The organism is Enterobacter sp. BIGb0383 (genome assembly GCF_003751845.1).
GTDB lineage: Bacteria > Pseudomonadota > Gammaproteobacteria > Enterobacterales > Enterobacteriaceae > BIGb0383.
Window position 1 is genome coordinate 521,117 of the sequence record NZ_RJKQ01000002.1, and the last position, 22,000, is coordinate 543,116.

Genomic DNA, 22,000 nt, shown 5'->3' on the forward strand with positions numbered 1-22,000 from the left:
GATCGGCTATTGCACTGGATAAAGCTGATGATCGGGGTCAAGCCATACAACGTGGAATACGTTACCTATGAAAAAACCATGTATGCGACCGTGTTCATTACGAGTTATTGCAAACTGATAGGGCGTAACACTCTGGAATTGCTCGTTAAAGTGGGTAAAACCCTCAGGCTCGGAAGTCGTGTCCCACACAATACAATGCGATTTCAGCGACGCATTTCGGTTTGTCGTAAACTCGAGTAATGTCAGGCTCGATATATCTTTAAGACGCTTAAGTACTTTGCAGAAATAAACCGCTGTCTGCCCGGAAAAACGAAACTTAGCATGTGCGGGATCAATATACTGGAAAGAAAAACTAAGGGTTGTCGCGGTTGAACTGGGCGTTCTGGCAACAATTTTGTTTTCGGCTGCCAGAAGTTTTCCCGCTTTAATCTTCCCTTTAACCATGATTAAGCATCCGTCATGCTGCGGTAGAACTCAGCTGTGACACCTTTATCTATGTCATTCCGGCACGGAGCATCAGATGGAATATCACCGCGAGCCATTAGCCAGGGCTTTTCCTGATGGGTCATCTGTTCCATCTCATAAGCAGAGAACTTGCCAAACACGTTATAGATCTCGTTCAGATGCTCTGAAATATTCTTGGGGAGTTCCGGGCATTGTATTTCACGGACGATAGGCTGCCATTTATAATCAGCAAACCTAATGTAGAGTTCTCGTGCAACAGGACCATGGACCCATGCTTCAAACCGCTCGGGGATCAATTCTTCGCCATCGTTCAATGCCATGTACCAGGCATCAGCATAAAACACCATCTTTTGCAGTTTCAGCGGCGTCATAACATCCCCATGCTCTTGAGCAAAGCAAAGCAGGTGATCCGCTACGCTGTTGAGGGTTGTCACTGCCATTATGCAATCTCCTGCGGTTTGTTTTCGTCTAAAACGGTGTACTACCGTTAACAAATGCATATAACCACGGGTATTGCCCTGCGTAAAATGCCATTTCACGACTCTGCGTGATAGCTCCCTATCCATTGACAAGATGCACAGTACGTTTCATTGAAAATCAGCGATCGTGGTGTAAACCGCCTTATTAAGGCGCAGAAATGTTCCCATTACGGAGAGAGCTTCAGGAGATACGACAAGAAGTAAAAATGGCGCCCCTGCAGGATTCAATATAAACAGCCATGTCAATGTATTTAAATGACATTTTCATGTTCAAAGGTGCGACATGCCCCCCTTTAATGCCCCCAAATGTTCTTGCAACCTGCTTTTAAGCACACTTTTTCATCAAAAATTAGTGCCCATAGGCATTTCGTAATCTTACTGTATGCAAAAGTGTAAAGGTGAATAAAAGTAATTTTATTAATACTCATCTGCCTGCGCGGCGCTGGCTTCTTCCACTGATAGGCGGGTGATAGCATCATTTCGCGGAACCTGTGGCGCCGGACTGTATCGGCGTTAACCGAGCGATCGATTTCCCGGAAATCTGCCGGGGTAAGCTGGTGGCCTTCGTGCTCCAGACTGTCGGCGCTCTGGCTTTTATAATGAAATTTCCAGCACGCCATACGTTACCATCAGTTATTCATCGCAGCCTGGTTAATATTTAGCCATGCCATCGTGCCGGATATCTCTTCTGCAGGACGGTTATTTCACCTGCCGACAAGGTGGCTCTCAGCGCTCAGCTTTTTCATACACAGTTCTTCGCTGAGGGCATATTTAACCGCCATTCCCGGCATCCACCCAGAAGGAATCCCACGACATTTTATGTATCCTTCCTTATTAAGATCGTTAGTAAATATGACGTTAAATAAAATCGTGGAGATAATAATAAACAATAGACCTAATATTATTGCTTTGCCCATATTCTTCTGAAAAACAATATTAGCCTGCCTTCCCTTACCTATAGGATTAACCGACAAAGCAATAATAGGCATGGTTAGCAAAAAGAATAAGATTGAGAAAACAGTAAAAAAAGAAAAAACTATAACATCAGGATATAATAAGTAAGTAATCAGTCTGTTAACTCCAAAGTAAACAGATAGAAATGTTATCAGCAGCAGGCTAATGTCAAAAAAAACAAAAAATAACCGCTTTTTAAAGTTAAATACCTCCATCAAAATCTCCCTGGAATTAGATCTTCTAATTTCTTCCTTAAATATTTTTTTACTTCTGATTCTACAACTCTAACACCTTTCTCCAGCATCTTATCTGCATGCATAGCCCCAAGGTCTATAAGCTCATTACCAGTTTCTTTGGCTTTAATAACAAACTCCTGCTGGGCATGTTCTAAGTAGGAAACAAGTTTATCTGTGATCCCAAACCGATCATCAAGCTCATTAAGTACGATTGAAGTAGCAAGTCCAACGCCAACGACAACAATTAATGGGGCAGAAACGAAAGCCGTGAAAGATATCACTGCGCTTGCTGCTCCCCATGCAATTAGTGATGAGATACCGATTTTTACTATATCTGTAGCCAGCGATCCTATAAACCTGGCAAGGGATGTCGCATCATTTAATATATAATCTATCGTTCTGTATGCTGCAGCCACATAAAATGTCAGACGCGCACCGCTTGTAATTGAATTTCTTAGCCCGTATTTACCGATCCCTACATCAATCACTTTTGGGTTTTTAGCTGCAAAGACGGGCGCGTTAAGTATTGTTCTAATACCGGGATAACCACTCAGCTTTATTAATTCCGTGCCTTTATGGTTAACGTAAATCGTTGCCTTGATGCCAATGCTTCCTAACTGACTGATAACCATTGAGGTTGTCACCACATCTTTGATATTGACGCCATAATTAACCACGATCTGGCCCGGCCCGCTCTGCGTAATGCTGGCCCAGCCCTGTTTATAGGCTCCCCATGACGCCAGCACTTCAAAAATTTCAGTCAGTTCAAGAAGCATTACATCCTGGTTATTCGCTTTCAGCATATTGCGAAGGACTTCATCCGGCAAATCACGGGTGTTACGTAATACCGGATAATCGGGAATAAAATCTGACTCTTTTTTTTCGCCGCTTAAATAGGGAGGGATTTTTACCCTTCTTACCCCCTGCGCGTATTGTTCCGGTTCCACATCCCCGACACTGAATCCTTCAGCCTCCGCAAGACTGAGCCTTGAGCCGACCATGCCATCGCTGTAACCAATAAACTCCTGCGCACCGGGAGAGGCAATAAGGCGGTTTGAACCGTGCGGGCAGCCGCATTCAACCACATCCCCCTCAAGACAGACCGGCTTATTTTCAGCAATAACATTAAATGGTCGGGTCTGGCGAATTACACCTGTGGTGCCGCATTTGGGGCAGGGTGACAAAGAACCGATAAGGGCAACCGGACGACCGTCACAGAACACCGTCAGCGCCCCGTTTTGTACATATCCGCCGGTAGTGGTTTTATCACCAACGGTAATAACCTTCAATTTTACATCCATGTGAATATCCGTCACTGTACATAGAATCGTGGATTTTACGAAAATACTCCATTTGAGGCCACTTTAATCTGATACCGTGCTTCCGGTCGGTTTTCTCTCAAGGTGACGCTAAACCAACTCCTCTTTCATTACTCTCACTGCTCAGAATTTTGTATATATAAGATGAGCAGTGTTGGTTCAGATGGTTATGCCTACCTGGCGCCAAACCATCTGACTGAGCACGCACGGAAAATTGATACCATTTTGGGGGATGATGTCCCAAATATGTCCCACATGGGAAATCAGGAGGAGATGAAAGAAGCGTAATCAATTGATATGAAATGGCGCGCCCTGCAGGATTCGAACCTGCGACCCACGGCTTAGAAGGCCGTTGCTCTATCCGACTGAGCTAAGGGCGCATTTTTATGCGGGAGACACGCATTGCTGCGTGAAACGCCTGGAATTATACGTTCCACGCCTTACGAGTCAATGACTTTGGGGCCACCAGGCGGAGAAGTGCGCGTTTATCGGACAATTGCAGGGGGTAAAATGACGGTTCACGTAAAGAGATACCTGACAGCGCGCCCGGCTTCTGACAAAATATAGCCATCCCCCCGATGAACGTGACAGATGGAATCTTCTCTCTGATGGCAGCAAAGATTATTGACGGTAAAACGATTGCGCAGCAGGTGCGCTCTGAGGTTGCTGAAAAAGTGAAGGCCCGCATTGAGGCCGGAAAACGCGCCCCGGGCCTGGCGGTTGTGCTGGTTGGCAGCAACCCTGCTTCGCAGATTTATGTCGCAAGCAAACGCAAAGCCTGTGAAGAGGTTGGGTTTATCTCCCGCTCTTACGATTTGCCGGAAACCACCAGCGAAGCCGATCTGCTGGCGCTGATTGATAAGCTGAACGGCGATGCCGAAATTGACGGCATTCTGGTGCAGCTGCCATTGCCTGCGGGCATCGACAACGTGAAGGTGCTGGAGCGTATCGCCCCGGACAAAGACGTCGACGGGTTCCATCCGTATAACGTCGGTCGTCTGTGCCAGCGTGCACCGCGCCTGCGTCCTTGTACCCCACGCGGTATCGTGACCCTGCTTGAGCGTTACAATATCGACACCTATGGCCTGAATGCCGTGGTGATCGGCGCGTCTAATATCGTAGGTCGCCCGATGAGTATGGAGCTGCTGCTGGCCGGCTGCACCACCACCGTGACCCACCGCTTTACCCGCAATCTGCGTCATCACGTTGAAAATGCCGATCTGTTGATCGTTGCCGTAGGCAAGCCGGGCTTTATTCCGGGTGAGTGGATCAAAGAGGGTGCTATCGTCATTGACGTCGGCATCAACCGCCTTGAAAGCGGTAAGGTCGTGGGCGATGTAAGCTTTGAAGAAGCTTCCGCACGCGCATCTTATATTACGCCGGTTCCCGGCGGCGTTGGCCCGATGACGGTAGCCACGCTTATCCAGAACACGCTGCAGGCGTGTGAAGAATACCATGACACAGAGGACGCATAAGAATGGCGACATTTTCATTAGGTAAACATCCACATGTCGAACTGTGCGATCTGTTAAAGCTGGAAGGCTGGAGCGAAAGCGGTGCCCAGGCCAAACTCGTGATTGCCGACGGCCAGGTGACCGTTGACGGCGCGGTGGAAACCCGCAAACGCTGCAAAATCATCGCCGGTCAGACGGTGTCCTTTGACGGTAACACCGTAACCGTGACTGCCTGAGTCTTCTCGCCCGGCGGCGTTCTGCCTGCCGGGCGGTTTCTTCCTCCTGGCGTAAATACCCTTATATCCATAACGGTTTATTCTCGATCGACTTCAAATAATCACCAACTCGTCTGGCTGAATGTAAAAATTTAGTTGCGGGTTCGGGCGTGTTCTTAGACGATAAGTAGAACGTTCTACTAGAACGTTCTACTCACAAAAAGAACAGCGCGATTACGCGTCATTAAGGGTTGTCACTCGGGGGAATCAGCATGAGTCTGATATCAGGGTTTGTTAAATCGTTGTCTAAATTATCGATGATTGGCCGCGCGCTGATGCTGCCAATCTCACTACTGCCGGCCGCGGGTCTGCTGCTGGCGTTCGGCGATAAGTTCCATATGCCGCTGATGATGAACGCCGGTGGGGTTATTTTCGATAACCTGCCGATGCTGTTTGCAATTGGCTCGGCGGTCGGACTGGCGTCGGAATCCGGTATTGCCGCGCTCTCTGCTGCGGTCTCGGTGTTTATCACCAATATGACGATCGGCACCGTTCTGGGCATTACACCGGAGATGGCGTCATCTGGCGGAAAATATGCGATGGTCGTCGGCATCCCGACGCTGCAAATGGGCGTCTTTGGCGGCCTAATCTGCGGGATCCTCGCGGCCTGGTGCTATAACCGCTTCCATGCGATGCAGCTCCCGGAGTTCCTCGGCTTCTTCTCCGGCAAGCGTTTTGTCGCCATCGCCACCGCCCTGCTCTCCTTTGTGCTCGGCCTGCTGCTGCCCTATGTCTGGCAGCATATCCAGGCGGGCATCGATGCCCTGTCGGTGATTGTGAACGGCGATAACCAGGCCGCCTCGACCTTTATCTTCGGTCTGGTCGAACGTGCGCTGATCCCGCTGGGCCTGCACCATATCTGGTATCCGTCGTTCTGGTACTCCTTCGGCGACTACACCACCCAGGCCGGTCAGGTGATCCACGGCGATCAGACAATCTGGTTCAAAATGCTGGAAGAAGGCGTTAAATCCTTTAGCAGCGACACCTACCATAACGCCGGTAAGTTTATGCAGGGCGAATTCCCGCTGATGCTGTTCGCACTGCCTGCGGCCTGCCTGGCGATGTACCACGAAGCGCATACCCGCAATAAGAAAATTGCCTCCGGTATTCTGTTCTCCGCGGCGCTGACCTGCTTCCTGACGGGTATCACCGAGCCGGTTGAGTTCACCTTTATTTTTGTGGCGCCAATCCTGTACGTGTTTAACGCCATTATGGCCGGTCTGGCGTATATGACCATGTATCTGCTGGATGCCCATATCGCCAAGTCGTTCTCCGCCGGGCTTATCGACTATATCTCGTTCGGGATCCTGCCGTCGTTTAACGGCTACCAGACCAACTACCTCAACGTGATTATTATCGGCGTGCCGATGGCGCTGATTTACTACTTCACCTTCCGCTTTGTGATCCGTCGCTTCGACGTGAAAACGCCGGGTCGTACCGATGCAACCGCCAGCGCAGATGATAAAACCGATAACGAGCTGGCGACGGAAATTATCGCCCTGCTCGGCGGCGCGCAGAATATCGACTCCGTCGGCTCCTGTATTACCCGTCTGCGTCTGGAAGTCACTGACGGTGAGAAGGTGAATAAAGATGGCCTCAACGGCGTCGGCGCACGCGGCGTGGTCTTCGTCGGCGACAAAGGCGTTCAGGTTATTTTTGGCGCTCGCGCACAGTTTATCGCGCAAACCATGTCAACGATGATGGGCAAATAAGCCTGAGATGGTAAGGTAACGCACGTCCTCCGCACCTGCGGAGGACGTGCTTTTGTGCATACGGATTCAGGGAAGGCATGTGAAGAAAGTCAGCATTATTGATGTCGCAAAAGAGGCAGGCGTATCGGTGTCGACCGTCTCTCTGGTGCTGCGTCAGAAGGGTAAAATCTCCGCAGCCACCATCGACAAAGTGCAGGCGGCTATCCAGAGCCTCGGCTACGTGCATAACGTCGCCGCCGCTAATCTCCGCGCCAATACCTCGAATCTGATCGGCCTTGTCCTGCGTGACTTTAACGACAGCTTTTCCATCAAAGTGATGGCGAGCGTCGTGCAGCATCTTGAAAAACAGGGCTATATGGTGTTTCTCTGCCAGCCGCAAAATGAGGGTGAATCACTGGTCCGCTGCCTGCTCTCCTTTAAACAGCAGGGCGTCGCCGGGGTGATTTATCTCTCTGCGGAAACGGTTGAAACCGCGCTGCCGGAGCCCATCCGCGAATGTGCGCTGCCGCTGGTGGTGGTCTCCCAGTCCCTGCTGAGTGGATCCTGCAACCTGGTGATGCGCGATAACCGCCAGGCCGCCAGCCTTGCGGCGCGTTACCTTATCGAACGCGGACACCGCAGCATCGCCTATATTGGCGGCCAGGGTAACGATTTAATTCGCCAGCAGCGCCTGCAGGGTTTTCACAGCGCCCTGACACAGAACGGGATGATTTTTCGTGACGAAGCCGCGCCCGCCTGCAGCGATGATACCCATGCGGCAAGCCAGGTGACTCGCCAACTGCTGGAAAAGAACAACACCATTACCGCCCTGCTCTGCCACTCGCCTGCGGCGATGATCGGCTGCCTTAACGGTATTCATCAGGTGGGACGCACCGTCGGGAAAGATGTCTTCCTGACCCAGCAGGTCGCGCTGATCGGCTTTGAGGATATGCTGCACGTCAATCTGACGTCACCGTCCTTTACCTATGTCTCGTCGGCCAGCGAAGAGACCGGGCGCCAGGCCGCGGCGTTAATTATCCGCAACCTCAATGAGCCGGGCCTGCAGACCCAGCGCATTACCCTTTCCGGCGAACTGATTATCCGCGAATCGGCCTAGCCGCGACCCACAAACGGCATCTCGTTCGCCATAATGGTCATCTCCAGCACGTTAGTGGAGGCCGGTAGCGCCGCCATCATGGCAATCGCCGCCGCGACATCCGCCACGTCCATCATTGCTTCCGGCTGAATTCTGCCGTCCGCCTGATACACGCCTTTGCGCATCCGCCCGGACATCTCCGTTTCGGCGTTGCCGATATTAATCTGCCCGCAGGCGATATTGAACTTGCGACAGTCCAGCGAGATGGCTTTGGTCAGCCCGGTAATCGCGTGCTTTGATGCGGTATAGGCCGCAGAATAAAGACGCGGGGTCATGGCGGAAATCGAGGCGTTATTAATAATGCGCCCGCCCATCGGCCGCTGAACCTTCATGAGTTTGATCGCCTCCTGCGCACAGAGGAAGCTGGCATGGACATTGACGTTAAACACCCGCAGCCATTCGTCGTAGGTAATCTCTTCGACGGATTTTGCCGGGCTGTTGTTACCGGCGTTATTAAATAAAATATCCAGCCGGCCATAATCCTGCTCGATTCGGGCGAACAGCGCCCTGACGGATGCGGGGTCGGCGACATCGGCGGCGTGCGGAATAAAACGTTGCGGATCGAAGCCCTCCGCGCAGGCGGTGAGTTTCGCTTCATCGCGTGCAACCACCACCACGATATAGTCCATCTGATAGAGGGCTTTTGCCGCAGCGTAGCCAATTCCCTTACTGCCGCCGGTTACCAGTGCTACTTTGGTCATATTCTTTTCTCCATGATAAGTCTCTTGCACGCTACGCCGATCTACAAAGATGTAAACGCGCATCCGCCCGAATTGTGGCGGCAGAATTTAAGCAACGGCATAAGACTGGTGGAGAGCGATGGTGAGGTAAGCCATTCCAATTCACAAAGTTTCCAGACCCTCAGGGGATAATTTCATAAACAACTTGCCTTTCCACCACTATCATATATGATTTATTTTATGATTATGTCAGGGGTGTTTATGAAAATGTTAAGCGTGTCGGATAAGACATACAACAGGCTTGCCAGTCACGCTGCTGGCTTTGAAACGCCGGAAAGCGTTATTGAAAGGCTCCTTGATGCTTATGAGATAGATACAGATCCAGGCTCAAAACCCAAATTAACCTTCATTCCAGAAAATGAGGAAGAGTTCAAAGATAGACTAGTTGAGTCAGGCCGTGCCTATGTTGAACTAAGGATGGAGGATGGTTCCATTGAGGCTGGCGACTGGAAGGTGCATTCGTTTAAAAAAACCTCTAATTTGCGAGCTAATATATGGTCAGGCTATCTTCGAAACTGGGGAAAGAGGGGCATAGTCTCAGCAACTTTTGAGGTTGTGCATTCACCGGACAGTTCTGACAAAATTGTACTATCAGCTCAATATCAAATGTACGTCATCAATCAACACGCCAGCGGCTCGATTACCGTTAAAGTGAATGGAATGGACGCCCGACCAGTTAGACCAAATTTGAGGACAATAGCTGAAGTGCTTGGTGTAAGTATCACAAATTCTAACGGCAATGATCTGAATACTCGCCAACTTGGAGCAGCATTAATTAAAGCAATTAACACTCAGTGAAGATAATGCCGATCGGTTAAGGATCGGCTGACCAACAGAGATGAGATGTCATTTGGTAATGCTCATAATTAAGCGCTAAATACGGTTAATAACTACTAGCAAATGCAAGGAAAAAAACAATGAACCTTAAACTCGTAGTAGCATTGATAGCCTCATTAACTTCAATCAGTACTATGGCGAATGAAGCGGCAAGCTCGAAACCATTGCCACTCCTTTCAAATTCCTACGCTGGCGTTCTTTGCGGCTCTCTTGATGGAGAGCCAGCTGGTGAGAAGTTAGTTTCACAAGGCGTGCAGAACATAAAAATCGCGACTAAACGCTATCAATGGGTTTATCAGCAAGCCGAAGCCAAACGTGTTGCTGTCGCTTACGCGTACAGAGACAGAGACAAAGGCGGTGATTGCCTGGCAAATGTGCAGGACGAATACTGGGCACCGAAAAATCAGTAACCGTCTGACCTGATTCAACTTATCATCTCCGTGAAAAATGGGGGGATCAACGGACTAAAATGCGGTATAAAGCGGCATGAAAATCCCAAACAGAATCCAGCCCCTGGTCGATGATGGCCTGATTGACGACGTGCTTCAACGACTGAAAAGCGGTAAAGAAGCTGACGTTTACACCGTGCTATGCGGTGATAAAGTTCAGTGCGCCAAAGTCTATAAAGAAGCGACGCAGCGTAGCTTTAAGCAGGCGGTGCAGTATCAGGAAGGGCGTAAAGTCCGCAATACGCGTAATGCCCGCGCCATGCAAAAAAGCTCGAAGTTCGGTCGCAAGCAGCAGGAAGAGGTCTGGCAAACGGCGGAGGTTGATGCCTTGTTCCGCCTTGCCAACGCCGGAGTGCGCGTGCCGCAGCCCTATCTGTGCATAGACGGCGTGTTGCTCATGGAGCTGGTCACCGATGCCGATGGCGCGGTTGCGCCACGTCTTAGCGATGTGTCCCTGACGGAAGAAGAGGCCGTTGCTGATTTCCATACGATGATCCGCAATATCGTGCGCATGCTGTGTGCCGGGATTGTGCATGGCGATCTGTCGGAGTTTAATGTGCTGCTTGATGCGCAGGGGCCGGTCATTATCGACCTGCCGCAGGCCGTTGACGCCGCCGCAAACAACCACGCTGAGTCTATGTTTGAACGTGATGTGAATAACATCACCTCTTACTACGGTCAGTTCGCCCCGCAGCTATTGAAAACGCGCTATGCGAAAGAGATCTGGGCGTTATATGAAGACGGAAAATTAACGCCAGAATCCTCGCTAACCGGCCTTTTTGTCGAAGAGCTCCATGATGTCGATATGGATTCGCTGCTGGATGAAATCATTACGGCAGAAGATGAGTTTTACGAACGTCAGCGTGCGGCCAAAGAGCGGGACGATGAGTAAAACTAGCCTCAGAATCAGTCCAACTCCCGCTGGCACTGCTTAACCATCGTCAGTAACTGCCGTTCGGTCTGCGGTTCACTGCGCCCGTAGAAGAGATCGATACTGGTTTGCTTACCGGAAGAGTTCATATCCAGCCACGCAACAACCGCATTATGCTGGTCCAGGAGGTTATACCGCCTGCCACCGCCGGGAAGACGGTCATCCTCAGTGAGACGTAGCGCCTGGCGAATCGCTTCGCTGTCCAGACAGCGGTAGGTCCGATCCATACTGGCTGAAAAACTGGACGTCTTTAGCTGCGGATGCATCCCGACTTTACCCAGGTTAACACAGCCTGAGAGCAGGCTGAGGGAAACAACCAATATCATACGATTAAACATCTTTGCCGCCTTATCATTGATACGCCACCGCGCTGATAATAGCAGCGCGGCGGCAACGGCAAATCAACGAGATTATTTCTTACCGTTCGGCTTAAGCAACTCCCCTTCCTTCAGACGGAACAGCTCTTCATCGCGCGTGGAGTAACGCACGGTGCCGTCGGCCATCAGGTATGCGCCTTCGGTAAAGCCCGCGCCGTTTAAGAAGGGGGCGACGGCGTCGGGTTTGTTACGCAGAGCCGCTTCCAGCGCCAGCAGGGCGTAAGGCGCGATGTTGTCGATATCGGCATAGACATAGGCCGGATCTTCAACAAAGAAGCCGTTCAGTCGACGAGTGTTGATAATATTGTCGGCGACCTTTTCCGCCAGCTGCAGGTAACCTTTATTGCCGGTCGCCTGGGCCAGATCGATCAGGGCAAAGATGGAGTACGGATCGTTATTGGTGGTGTTGAGATCCAGCTTGCTGTTAGCTCCACCCGCCTCGCCGATATCACCCAGTCCCTGTCCACGCGCGATACCGCGAGCCACTTTCCACATCTGCGGGTCCGGTTCCAGCGTCCAGGCCCGGGCGTAGGAGAGCAGGAACTCATTGCCCGCCGGATACGCTTTCAGGACCGATCCTTTCTTGCCGTAGTAGCCGTCACGCTTTAAGACGTAGTCGGTCAGATCGGTGCCGTTGGCCAGCATCGGGCGGAAGGTGTTGTTGCTTTCATCATAGGCATAGCTCGCGAACGCTTTCAGGCCGTCGAGCGTCCATTTTTTGATGTCCGCACCGTCAGCCCCCAGAGACTTCGCCAGCGCCAGCTGCATCAGTGCATTCTCGGAGTAGAGCGTGCTGGTGCGGCCTTTCAGCATCATATTGCCTTCCAGCGCATCCGCACCGAGTTCAGAACCAAACTGGCGCTGAGCGCGGTCGCCATACTTAGAGTGCGTATCCGAGTCGTCGGTGGTTTCCGCCCGCTTGAGCGGCTGGGTAAACTGATACACGCCAAGCCCGGTCTTTTTATCCCGCGGCAGAACATACTGTTCGGCCAGTCGTTTGGCCCAGGTCAGGGCACCGCGCTCGCCGTCATGCTGGTACAGCACGGATGCGGAGTAGATCAGATCATTACCGGCATTCAGGAAGCTCAGCCCTTTGGTGGAGTAGAACGGCGGCTGCTGTTCAAATTCGCTGTCCCAGAGTTTGCCCATACTTTTGCCGTACTCGCCGTGGCGGCTGGTTTCCATGATTTTCCAGTCATAGACATGCGCATTCCAGAACCCGCGAATAAAGTTCGCCGTGGCCGGTTTATTCACCGCAAACATCAGGTCGTAATACGGATAGGCATTTTTCAGCTCGTGGACCATCTCTTTTTCGCTTGGGCCTTCCGGCTGCAGCGTTTTCAGATCGACAAAGCGGTGTCCGCCCCACAGCAGCAGGCCGCTTTTGTCCTGATAGTGGTCGAAGTAGTAGCGCACATTGTCTTCGGCCCGCTTACGATACTTTTCATCACCCGTCAGGTTGCTCAACCCAACCAGCACGCGCATAAAGTTTTGCTGGGCGGAGAAGTTAGAGAGCACCGCCGTTTTCCCGTCGGGGAAAATCCACTCCATTTGCTTCCCTGTGCGCGGATCAACGCCGTTAGCCAGCAGCGGAACGTTGTGATTGTACTTATCGCCAGCTTTATCCAGTACCGTGTCGGCAAAGGTTTTGACGCTGTTAAGACGCTGGCTATCCTGAGCCATGGCAGAGGCTGCACAACACAGCCCAACTGCCAGCGCCAGTCCTGAAATTTTCATGAGTCGCCTCGCTAAAAAAATAAGGATTTCAAATGAAATCCTTATTCGCTTGATGGGATTAACTACACCAGTTATTAGAAGGAGTATTTCACGCCAACACGGTAACGGGTTTGTCTTTCATCCGTCGCTTTGCTACCGGACACATTACCAATAGCCATATACGGCGACCAGTTTTTATCCCACTTATAGGTCAATTTAAAGTCATGGGTCCAGTCGTAGCTCTCGTTATCGGCAATAATAACGCCTGCAGAGTTCGCTTTTTTGTAATCCAGTTCGTAATCCAGTGAATAGTCATTCAGGAATTTAAACGTGAAGACTGCAGTCAGGTTATAACCGTTTTCAGTGGTATCTTTCGCAGTGCCGATATTGCTGTTATTACGTTTGAAATAAGGACGGTAGCGGAGTGACGCGCTCACATCATCAGTAATATTGGCTTTGCCGCGCAGATACGGGCGGTAGTTGTTAGAGGTTGAGCTACTGTCCAGTGAAAAACCGGGTTCAACCTGGAAGGTTTTATTAATTTTATAGACATAGCTGGCGACGACTTCGGTCCCGTTGCTGACGGTCTCATCAAAGGCTTTGTCCTTTTTCTGCCCGCCTTTCCATTTACCTTCCAGCGATAAACCAAAACCGTTAGCAAAACGGTGAGACATCGACAGACGATCTTTATGGTTATTGCCGCCGTTGTCATTGGTTTCATGACGGTAGTCGAAAGTCACCGCATGGGCTGCGATACTGATAAAAGGAACAGTAGCTATTAATAATGAACGCAACTTCATAGTAAAAATCCCCTACGTATTGATAGTTGAAAGGCACATGATGTTCTCTGCAAATATGCAGATAATTTTTAATTTATTTTAAATAACCGAATTGCATAGTATTCCATCATTACGCGAAACAATTCACCGTTCTCGTAATACAAGAATTCATTATTCAATAACAGATCTATGATCGTGCAAACAATTAAGTGGTGTGTGGTGCCGGGTGCCTCCCGGTGAATTAGGTGCCGACCAGCCCAATTCGCCCATAAAAACGAAACATCACTGAGGATTACCTCATATCAGCATGACCCCGCCGCTTAGGGGGATTCACCACACAGAATATTTCGATGCCATTATCAGGAGAAATTCTGATAACCACATGTCTTATCTCTTGCTTTATAAGTTGAAAGTATTAAATCACACGAAACACACTTTTACACAAACTGAAATAGCGTTTTGAGACGGTGATCGGATATTCAATTAAGAAGTGACGGACATCAAATTTGGTTTTATAAAGATGTTCCTAAAAATGACAATAAAAACAAAAACCAATATAATCAGTATGATACACAAGAATGAACAATGGGCACCTGTAATTTATCGCCGCTATTGACAGATTCAGGAAAATATTACGATAAACTTATTCCTGGATAAAAATTCTATCGCGGATTTGAAAATGCAATACACTGAATCCTCTCCTGAGGCGACAGCCCGAGCGGGTCGCCACGGGATGCTCTGGATCACAATATTTAAACGCAACCCTAAACAGAACCTAAACAAGCGCACATATTGTGATTGAACCTCTCGCTGGCATGAACAAAAATCGGATAAAAACGCATAAAAAAGAACCGGATAGTGCCCGTATAAATAAGAATACTATTAGACATTGATACCCTCTGGAGCCCATATGACAATCTATGGAAAGGATCGCTTTTTCATCTGTGGGATTGAAAAAGTGCTTAAGCAGCTGAGCAGCGAGCGGGAAAATCCTTTCAGGCGACACGCCTCTTCTATCTATGTCACAACCGGCATGGATATGATGGAGATGTACAGCCTGTTTTTCTCCCGTCCGCCGGATCACTACGCCATTTTTATCTCTTCCGAACGCTACTTTGATACCCTGAGCCGCCTCTTCCCCGACCTGATAAAACTCTGCCTGTCAGAAACAATGACTGCCGAAGAGCTTCGCCAGTCTCTCCAGGTCATGGGTAAGCTGGCCGAACAGAACCAGCAGCCCGGCTACACGCCCTATCCGTTTAAATTCACCGGTGCCGAGCAGCAAATTATGCGGCTGATCCTGCGCGGCCACTCGCTCGACGATATTGCCCGCATCCGCGGCGTCAGCCCGACGACGGTCAGCGTACAGCGTAATGGGCTGATGAAGCGGACCGGTACCAAGAGCCTGCAGGAACTCTGTTCCTTATACAGCGCGATGCGTGCAGAATGCGGTGAAAATAGCCCAGTCTGGCAGACAGGCGAGCACAGCGCGGCCTGATGTCCGCCGTCCGGCAAAGTGAGAATGGTTATCAACATGATTGATGACGCCAGGTGACGATGGTATCGTATTCCGCGATATCTCCGCTGTTCCCTGGGACTCTCGCTACGTGCAGGTGTGATTTTGGGCGTCAAACAAAATGAAACGACTCTCTCCGCAGCGCTGACGCGGTCTTTTCTGATCGACGATTTCGTTGATATTGGTGAACGTTACGGCATCGACTTTCGCTTTCCGGCCTGGTCGTCATGCCGTCGTTACGCCCAGGATACGCGAGTTGTCGTCCAGGGTGAGGTCGAAGAACTCACCCTCTCCTCCGGCATCTGCCTGACCAATTCCAACGTCCGCGTTCTGCAACCCTATGAAACCACCTCCCTGCACGCCTGCCCGCTGTATATGCTGGTGGTGCTGGAAGGCGCGGTCGTGATTCGCCTCAGCGGGAAAGAGTACGTGGTGCAGGCGGGAATGGCATTCAGCGCCCGGCTCGGCGAGCACCAGACGATGAATGCCAGCCATTCTGCCGACCGTCACCTCAGAACGCTGTCGCTGGGGATCTACCCGGACACCTTTAGCCGCCAGCCGCTGCTGCACTCGCTGTTAGAAGCCTGGGAAGAAAACGGCTCGCCCACTTTTTTATGGCCGGTGCCTGGCTATCTGCTATCGGGGCTGCATCAACCTTTGCATCATGCCCTTGTCGGCCTGCCGCGGCAGATGATGCTGGAGGGCGTCCTGCTCCAACTGCTGGGCCATGGCCTTCAACTGCGCATGCAGGACAGCCATCAGCGGACGCTTCCGCTGGCCGCCCAGCACGGTCGACTGGAGACCATCCGCCAGCTGCTTGAGCAGCATCCGGAAAAAGAGTACTCCCTGAATGAACTGGCCCAGCTGGCGGCCATGAGCTCCAGCAGCCTGCGCAGCAAGTTTCGCCAGGCCTACGGCCATTCCGTCTTCGACTACCTGCGCGACTGTCGTCTGGCCCTCGCCCGCCGCTATCTTCAGCAGGGCTACAGCGTCCAGCAGGCGGCCTGGATGTCGGGCTATCAGCACGCCACCAACTTTTCCACCGCCTTCCGTCGCCGCTACGGCATTGCGCCCAGCGATCTTCGGGACGCCTGATCCCTTTTCCCCGTCCAAAAGGTTCCCTGCTCTCGCCGTTTTTGTCACCGCGCATACGTAAATCGGCACGGCGCATAGCTATCGGCAGCGCGAAAAAGGTAATAATTCTTATTTACAATAATAACGTGCTTTGGAGATTTTCATGTTCGCAAAAACGCGACTGGCGCTAATGATTGGCTGTATTACCAGCGGAGTTAGCCTTCAGGCGATGGCTCAGGATACGCCGACCGCGACCGGCAAGAGTGATACGGTGGTGGTCACCTCGACGGTACAGAGCGGCGCAACCAAACTGGAAACCCCGGATATCGAAACTCCGCAGGCCGTCTCCATCGTCACCCGTCAGCAGTTTGAAGAACAGGGTGCCATCAGCGTGCGCCAGGCCGTCAGCTACACGCCGGGCGTTTTCAGCGACCAGATTGGGGCCTCTAACCGCTTTGACTATATTGTCCTGCGCGGTTTTTCAGACGGTAGCCTGGATAATCTCTATCTCGATGGCCTGAAGATAATGGGCGATACCAATTCCCATAGCTCACTGGTGATCGATCCCTGGTTCCTCGACAGTATTGAAGTGGTTCGCGGTCCGGCATCGGTGCTGTACGGCCGTTCTTCGCCGGGCGGGATTGTCGCCATGAACTCACGCATGCCCTCGTTTGACGCCGGGGGTCAGGTAAAAGTCTTCGCCGGTAACAATAAACAGCGCGGCGCCGCCTTTGACCTCACCGGTCCGCTGGACGATAACGATCGGGTCGCCTTCCGCCTTGGCGGCATGACCCGCTTCGCCGATACCCAGTTTGGCACCAAAGAGGAGCGCTATGCCTTTGCGCCCAGCCTGACCTGGCGTATCACCGACCAGACCCGCCTGGATTTGATGGCCTATATCCACCGCGATCCGGAAGGCGGCAGCCACTCCGGCATGCCCTATGAGGGCACGGTTGTCCCACACGCCGGACAGAAAATATCCAATGGCTTCTTTGAAGGCGAAGACGACTACGACAAGTACGATCGCCGCGAGAATATGGTGGGCTATAACATTGAGCACGCCTTTGACAGCGGCTGGTCCGCGCGCCAGAAGCTGCGCTATCTGCGCACCAAAGTGGAACTAAACCAGGTCTACGCCGCAGGCTGGGCGAATGATACGGATCTAAAACGGGGTTACTCCGGCTCGGATGAGTCCCTGTCCGCCATTACCATCGATAATCAGCTGGACGGCAGCATCGATACGGGCGATATCAACCACCGCCTGCTGGTCGGCGTCGACTACCAGCGCCGTAGCAACAATACCAACGGCTATTCCGGTGATTTCCCGGCGATTAATGCCTTTAAACCCATTTACGGGGCTGAACCTCTGGGTTCCATTACCCGCTACGCCAGCGAAAAACACAAGCTGGATCAGACCGGGGTCTACGCTCAGGATCAGCTCTCCTGGGATCGCTGGCGTCTGACGCTCGGCGGCCGCTATGACTGGGTCAACGTCACCAACGTCAATAAACTCGACGGCACCCGCGATACGATCGATCAGGGCAACTTCAGCAGCCGTGCGGCCCTGCTGTATTTATTCGATAATGGGTTTGCGCCCTACGTGAGCTACTCCACCGCCTTTACGCCCACCAGCTTTGTTGATGAAAACGGTAAAATCCTCGACCCGATGGAAGGCAAGCAGTGGGAAGCGGGGATGAAGTACGAGCCGGAAGGCTCTGACACCCAGTACAGCGCGTCGGTATTCCGCATTAACCAGACCAATGTCGCCACCAAAGACGATCCGGATGACCCGTACCGCGCCATCGGAGAGATCGAATCAAAAGGGGTGGAGCTGGAAGCGGTGGGTAATCTGACGGATAACCTGCGTCTGCAGGCGGCCTATACCTACACCGACGTGCGCTACAAAAAGAGCGGCCCGAAAGAGCAGGGTCGCCGCGCGATATATGCCCCGCGTAACCAGGCCAGCGCCTGGCTGAGCTACGATGTGAAAAACGGCCCGCTGAACGGACTGACCGTCGGCTCCGGCGTGCGCTATGTCAACGGCGTAGCCTCGGATCGCGCCAATACGCATACGCTGCCGTCCTACACGCTGATGGATCTGGCGGTGGGCTATGACCTGTCGAACGTCGGTCTGAAAGGGCTGAACGCACAGCTTAACGTCAATAACCTGACCGATAAGCGCTACGTATCGACCTGTAACTCTCTCTCCTACTGCTACTTTGGTGCCGAGCGCAGCATCGTCGGCAGCCTCTCGTACAGTTTCTGATGACGCTATCCCGGTCGGGGTTTGACCCCGGCCGGATGCCCCGCTTATCACTTTCCCAAACAAAAATCCGTTGCCAATCAGGCACACACAAAAAACCGCACCGGGCGTTGTAAGGCTTCAGCGCTGGCCGCCGATATTAAAGGCGAATGTTACTAAATTGATAACAGGTGTGGAGCAGTCTATGGGTTTAGCGACCTTTTCTCAGCGTAAGATGAAAACCAGAACACTGATGTTGGTATGCAGTTTTTTAACCATTTCGGTCGGTTTTATCGTCACTATTGGACTGCTTACCTGGCAGTCCATGTCGCAGCAACAGGATGTCGCTGGCAAGTATCTGCAACAAATCGGTCAGACACAGGCGCTGGTGGTTCAGCGTAAGCTGGATGCCGCACTCTCCGCCGCCCGGGATCTGGGTAACAGCGCCTGGTCGCTCAGACAGGCAGGATTAACCGAACGTAAAGGGCTGGATCGGCTGCTGACCGAGTATCTGCGCCAGCACGAGGACTTTCTCTCCATGTCGCTGACCTTCGAAGCCAACGCTTTCGACGGCAGGGATAGCGAGTTTGCCGGCCAGCCGGAGCAGGATCCCGCCGGCCGCTATGCCCGCTATATCGACCGCGACGGGAGCGGAAACCCGGCGCTGCATAATCTTACCGACTATGAAACGGCGGGCAGCGGCAACTACTATCTGCTTCCCCGCCAGCGCCAGCGCGATGTGATTATTGAACCCTATATCTACCCCTACAACGGGGTGGATGTGATGCTGACCTCCATTGCCGCGCCGATTATGCGCGACGGCAAGTTTATCGGCTCGGTGACCTCCGACTTCTCGCTGCAAACCCTGCAGCAGACGATTGGGCAGATCCGGCCGTGGAACGGCACCGGCTACGCGCTGCTGCTGTCCGCAGACGGCAAGGTGGTATCCAGTCCGGATGCGGCCAGTATCGGAAAACCCTTTACCGGCAGCGTGGCGTTTAACGGCGTCAGTCGCTACGACGATCCGATCCTCAAGGAGCCCGCGTTTATCCTCTGGCAGGCTATCGACGTCGGCAACAGTGAAACACCGTGGAAGCTGGCGATCGTCACGCCGGTTAGCGTGGTAATGGCGCAGACCTGGCAAAATATTCTCTGGGCAGCCTGCCTGATGGTCATCAGTATTCTGGTGGTCAGCGCTATCGTGGCCGGTGTCTTCACCCGCAATGTGGCCCGCCCGGTTGGCGGTGAGCCGCTGGAAGCGGCGCAGATTGCCCTCGCCGTCTCGACCGGCGATCTCGGCAGTGCCATCCCGGTGCAGAAAAACGACCGGATCAGCATCTTCTATGCGCTGCATACCATGCAGTCACAGCTGCACCGGATGGTCAGTAATATCACCGATGCGACAACCTCGGTCCGCGCCGGTAGCAGTGAAATTGCCGCCGGTAACCTCGATCTCGCCGCCCGCACCGAGCAGCAGGCGGCCGCCATTGAACAGACGGCCGCCAGCATGGAAGAGATCTCCTCCACCATCCGTAACAATGCTGAAAACGCCCACAAGGCAACGGACCTGACGCGCAGGGCCGCGCATATTGCCGGTGAAGGAGAGTCGCTGGTGGGAGAAGTGGTCGATATCATGACGCGGATTAATACCAGCTCGCAGAAAATCAGCGACATCAACAGCATCATCGACGGGATTGCGTTCCAGACCAATATTCTGGCGCTAAACGCCGCGGTGGAAGCCGCTCGCGCCGGTGAACAGGGTCGCGGTTTTGCGGTGGTAGCCGGTGAAGTACGAAACCTGGCCCAGCGCAGCGCCAGCGCGGCGAAAGAGATTTCCGGCCTGATCGGTGAATCCTCCGCCCGCGTCAGCGAAGGGGTATCGCTGGTCAACAACACCGGTGCGATGATGAAGCAAATTATCGAGGCCGTCTCCGCCGTCAATCTGGTGATTAACGAGATTGTTCAGGCGCTGGATGAGCAGAGTCAGGGCATTAACCAGGTGAATATCGCGGTCAATGAGATGGATGGCACGACCCAGCAGAATGCGTCACTGGTGCAGCAAATTTCCGCCGCCGCCTCCTCGCTTGAGGAGCAGGCGAAAGTGCTGGAAGAGAGTATCGTTTTCTTCCGCCTGAACGGTCTGCAGGCCGGGTAATACAGCCGGGCCGTCCGCTAAACCGGACGGCCCGACGATGGCCTTAGTCTTTTGTCTGCACCCAGAACGCATGGATCAGACCCGGAATATAACCCAGCAGCGTCAGCAGGATGTTAAGCAGGAATGCCCCACCAAACCCCTTACCGAGCAGCACGCCCAGCGGGGGGAGAATAATGGTAAATACGATACGCCAGAACCCCATAGCACCTCCCTGGAAGCAATTAGCGTGTTGTAAAAAAAAGAGAATTTCACTTTAAGCATAGTCGAAATGCCTAAAGCAGCCAGCCGTTTACGCTCTTTTACCTTCTGCTGAATGAGGTGAACGCTACTCCTTGATTGGTACGGGCTTGTACCGGCAGCCCTCGCTGCACTACAGTGAGAGTTCCGACAAAAAGAGGAGACAATCATGAGTACATTTTCACCAGGCGATCTTGTCCAGCCGCGGATGGGCGGACCAAAATTAAAAGTCGTGGAAGTTCATGACGATCGGATCGTCGCCGTACCGGCTGCGAATGAACAGGGTGCACCCCTGACGTTAAAAGCCGACGACGTGACCCTTTATAAAGAAGACGGTGATTTTGGCGTCTGCTGATATCACAGGGTGAGGAGACGACGCTCCTCACCGTCCCACGTTAAATAAGAAAATCTTCCAGCGATTTTCCCTGTCGCAGCGCTTTGGCAATGGTTTTTGGCGTTCTTCCCTGGCCGGTCCAGGTTTTCGTCATGCCGTTAATATCGACAAAACGATATTTTGCCGGGCGAGGCTTGCGCGGGCCGCCTCGTATTGCGCCACTCCCTTCACCGTATCCGCCCAGCAGCTCTTGTGGATGGATGCCCTCAGCCTGTATCAGCCTGAGCCACTGCTCTATCTTTTCACCGCGCTGAGCAGACTGATGCTGAAGAAGACGCTCTTCTTCCCGTCGTTCATCAATCACCGTCCGCAGTTTCTGCAGGAGTTCGATGAGTTCCTGCGAGGAAAACTGGCGTGCCAGGGCGCGTAGCGCACGTATACTATTAAAATTCTGAAGTTTCACACTCATAATTATTAACCAATCCTTGTTAAACACGAAATAAAAAAAGAAAACGCAGCTTAATGTATTTCAAACTTTATTTCCAGCAACCCTTAACCCATCAAAATATATTCAATAATGCCGG

General features: G+C 52.3%; 23 protein-coding genes, 1 tRNA gene and 1 pseudogene. 13 read left to right on the forward strand and 12 right to left on the reverse strand.

The genetic code is table 11. The features are described 5' to 3' along the window. Nucleotides 1–6: 6 nt before the first annotated feature. The 5 genes from EDF81_RS24235 to EDF81_RS10880 all read right to left on the reverse strand — a co-directional run bounded on the left by EDF81_RS24235 (nt 7) and on the right by EDF81_RS10880 (nt 3,435). Entirely contained in the window at nt 7–444 is a 438-nt protein-coding gene (locus EDF81_RS24235; RefSeq protein ID WP_260232698.1) for a hypothetical protein, read from the reverse strand. Nucleotides 445–446: 2 nt separating this feature from the next. Next, nucleotides 447–905 (reverse strand): Panacea domain-containing protein, encoded by a 459-nt coding sequence (locus EDF81_RS10865; RefSeq protein WP_123348153.1) that lies wholly within the window; start codon nt 903–905, stop codon nt 447–449. Between the two features lie 332 nt (nt 906–1,237). Beyond that, nucleotides 1,238–1,564: a hypothetical protein gene (locus tag EDF81_RS24365; protein WP_404851487.1), complete on the reverse strand. Its 327-nt coding sequence runs from the start codon at nt 1,562–1,564 to the stop codon at nt 1,238–1,240. 84 nt (nt 1,565–1,648) lie between these two features. Then, on the reverse strand, nt 1,649–2,113 hold the full coding sequence (locus EDF81_RS10875) for a hypothetical protein (protein WP_123348154.1): 465 nt from the start codon (nt 2,111–2,113) through the stop codon (nt 1,649–1,651). Next, on the reverse strand, nt 2,113–3,435 hold the full coding sequence (locus EDF81_RS10880) for a PAAR domain-containing protein (RefSeq protein ID WP_123348155.1): 1,323 nt from the start codon (nt 3,433–3,435) through the stop codon (nt 2,113–2,115). Before EDF81_RS10880 ends, EDF81_RS10875 begins: the two co-directional genes overlap by 1 nt. A gap of 186 nt (nt 3,436–3,621) precedes the next feature. Between EDF81_RS10880 and EDF81_RS24240 the strand changes: the two are divergent. Next, nucleotides 3,622–3,741, forward strand: a pseudogene (locus EDF81_RS24240) (integrase); the annotation flags it as partial. 15 nt (nt 3,742–3,756) lie between these two features. Here the strand turns inward: EDF81_RS24240 and EDF81_RS10885 are convergent. Beyond that, a tRNA-Arg gene (locus EDF81_RS10885) sits at nt 3,757–3,833 on the reverse strand. 228 nt (nt 3,834–4,061) lie between these two features. Between EDF81_RS10885 and folD the strand changes: the two genes are divergently transcribed. From folD to malI, 4 genes are all read left to right on the forward strand, one after another. Next, nucleotides 4,062–4,928 carry a bifunctional methylenetetrahydrofolate dehydrogenase/methenyltetrahydrofolate cyclohydrolase FolD gene (gene folD / locus EDF81_RS10890; RefSeq protein ID WP_123348156.1) on the forward strand — a complete coding sequence of 289 codons (867 nt, stop codon included), beginning with the start codon at nt 4,062–4,064 and terminating at the stop codon, nt 4,926–4,928. Between the two features lie 2 nt (nt 4,929–4,930). Beyond that, nucleotides 4,931–5,143 (forward strand): ribosome-associated protein YbcJ, encoded by a 213-nt coding sequence (gene ybcJ, locus EDF81_RS10895; RefSeq protein WP_123348157.1) that lies wholly within the window; start codon nt 4,931–4,933, stop codon nt 5,141–5,143. Between the two features lie 251 nt (nt 5,144–5,394). Continuing rightward, on the forward strand, nt 5,395–6,894 hold the full coding sequence (locus EDF81_RS10900) for a PTS transporter subunit EIIC (RefSeq protein WP_123348158.1): 1,500 nt from the start codon (nt 5,395–5,397) through the stop codon (nt 6,892–6,894). Nucleotides 6,895–6,973: 79 nt separating this feature from the next. Continuing rightward, nucleotides 6,974–7,990 (forward strand): Mal regulon transcriptional regulator MalI, encoded by a 1,017-nt coding sequence (gene malI / locus EDF81_RS10905; RefSeq protein ID WP_123348159.1) that lies wholly within the window; start codon nt 6,974–6,976, stop codon nt 7,988–7,990. On the opposite strand, the gene EDF81_RS10910 is transcribed toward malI, so the two are convergent. Beyond that, nucleotides 7,987–8,730, reverse strand: coding sequence for an SDR family oxidoreductase (locus EDF81_RS10910; RefSeq protein WP_123348160.1), 744 nt, complete (start codon nt 8,728–8,730; stop codon nt 7,987–7,989). The two genes, malI and EDF81_RS10910, sit on opposite strands and share 4 nt — an antisense overlap. 240 nt (nt 8,731–8,970) lie before the next feature. Between EDF81_RS10910 and EDF81_RS10915 the strand changes: the two genes are divergently transcribed. The 3 genes from EDF81_RS10915 to EDF81_RS10925 all read left to right on the forward strand — a co-directional run bounded on the left by EDF81_RS10915 (nt 8,971) and on the right by EDF81_RS10925 (nt 10,947). Continuing rightward, nucleotides 8,971–9,567: a hypothetical protein gene (locus EDF81_RS10915; RefSeq protein ID WP_123348161.1), complete on the forward strand. Its 597-nt coding sequence runs from the start codon at nt 8,971–8,973 to the stop codon at nt 9,565–9,567. Nucleotides 9,568–9,686: 119 nt separating this feature from the next. Further along, nucleotides 9,687–10,016, forward strand: coding sequence for a hypothetical protein (locus EDF81_RS10920; protein ID WP_123348162.1), 330 nt, complete (start codon nt 9,687–9,689; stop codon nt 10,014–10,016). 76 nt (nt 10,017–10,092) lie between these two features. After that, a complete protein-coding gene (locus EDF81_RS10925) occupies nt 10,093–10,947 on the forward strand; it encodes a PA4780 family RIO1-like protein kinase (RefSeq protein WP_123348163.1) in 855 nt (284 codons plus the stop codon). Between the two features lie 14 nt (nt 10,948–10,961). Here EDF81_RS10925 and EDF81_RS10930 read toward each other — a convergent pair whose 3' ends face one another. From EDF81_RS10930 to EDF81_RS10940, 3 genes are all read right to left on the reverse strand, one after another. Then, nucleotides 10,962–11,324: a hypothetical protein gene (locus EDF81_RS10930; RefSeq protein WP_123348164.1), complete on the reverse strand. Its 363-nt coding sequence runs from the start codon at nt 11,322–11,324 to the stop codon at nt 10,962–10,964. 72 nt (nt 11,325–11,396) lie between these two features. Further along, a complete protein-coding gene (locus tag EDF81_RS10935; RefSeq protein WP_123348165.1) occupies nt 11,397–13,100 on the reverse strand; it encodes a pectate lyase in 1,704 nt (567 codons plus the stop codon). A gap of 74 nt (nt 13,101–13,174) precedes the next feature. Next, entirely contained in the window at nt 13,175–13,879 is a 705-nt protein-coding gene (locus EDF81_RS10940; protein WP_123348166.1) for an oligogalacturonate-specific porin KdgM family protein, read from the reverse strand. 889 nt (nt 13,880–14,768) lie between these two features. On the opposite strand from EDF81_RS10940, the gene EDF81_RS10945 reads away from it, so the two are divergent. The 4 genes from EDF81_RS10945 (at nt 14,769) to EDF81_RS10960 (ending at nt 20,845) form a co-directional block, all read left to right on the forward strand. Beyond that, on the forward strand, nt 14,769–15,356 hold the full coding sequence (locus EDF81_RS10945) for a helix-turn-helix transcriptional regulator (protein WP_123348167.1): 588 nt from the start codon (nt 14,769–14,771) through the stop codon (nt 15,354–15,356). 123 nt (nt 15,357–15,479) lie between these two features. After that, complete coding sequence (locus EDF81_RS10950; protein WP_184999518.1) at nt 15,480–16,469, forward strand: AraC family transcriptional regulator; 990 nt, start codon at nt 15,480–15,482, stop codon at nt 16,467–16,469. A 142-nt stretch (nt 16,470–16,611) separates the two neighbouring features. Continuing rightward, the gene (locus EDF81_RS10955; protein ID WP_123349037.1) at nt 16,612–18,714 is read left to right on the forward strand and encodes a TonB-dependent siderophore receptor; all 2,103 of its coding nucleotides are present in this window, start codon (nt 16,612–16,614) and stop codon (nt 18,712–18,714) included. Nucleotides 18,715–18,895: 181 nt separating this feature from the next. After that, nucleotides 18,896–20,845, forward strand: coding sequence for a methyl-accepting chemotaxis protein (locus EDF81_RS10960; protein ID WP_260232699.1), 1,950 nt, complete (start codon nt 18,896–18,898; stop codon nt 20,843–20,845). A 43-nt stretch (nt 20,846–20,888) separates the two neighbouring features. Here the strand turns inward: EDF81_RS10960 and EDF81_RS10965 are convergent, their stop codons facing one another. Beyond that, entirely contained in the window at nt 20,889–21,047 is a 159-nt protein-coding gene (locus tag EDF81_RS10965; protein ID WP_123348168.1) for a YqaE/Pmp3 family membrane protein, read from the reverse strand. Between the two features lie 204 nt (nt 21,048–21,251). On the opposite strand from EDF81_RS10965, the gene EDF81_RS10970 reads away from it, so the two are divergent. Next, on the forward strand, nt 21,252–21,437 hold the full coding sequence (locus tag EDF81_RS10970) for a hypothetical protein (RefSeq protein WP_123348169.1): 186 nt from the start codon (nt 21,252–21,254) through the stop codon (nt 21,435–21,437). A gap of 40 nt (nt 21,438–21,477) precedes the next feature. On the opposite strand, the gene EDF81_RS10975 is transcribed toward EDF81_RS10970, so the two are convergent. Then, a complete protein-coding gene (locus EDF81_RS10975; protein WP_123348170.1) occupies nt 21,478–21,885 on the reverse strand; it encodes an H-NS family nucleoid-associated regulatory protein in 408 nt (135 codons plus the stop codon). Between the last annotated feature and the right edge of the window lie 115 nt (nt 21,886–22,000).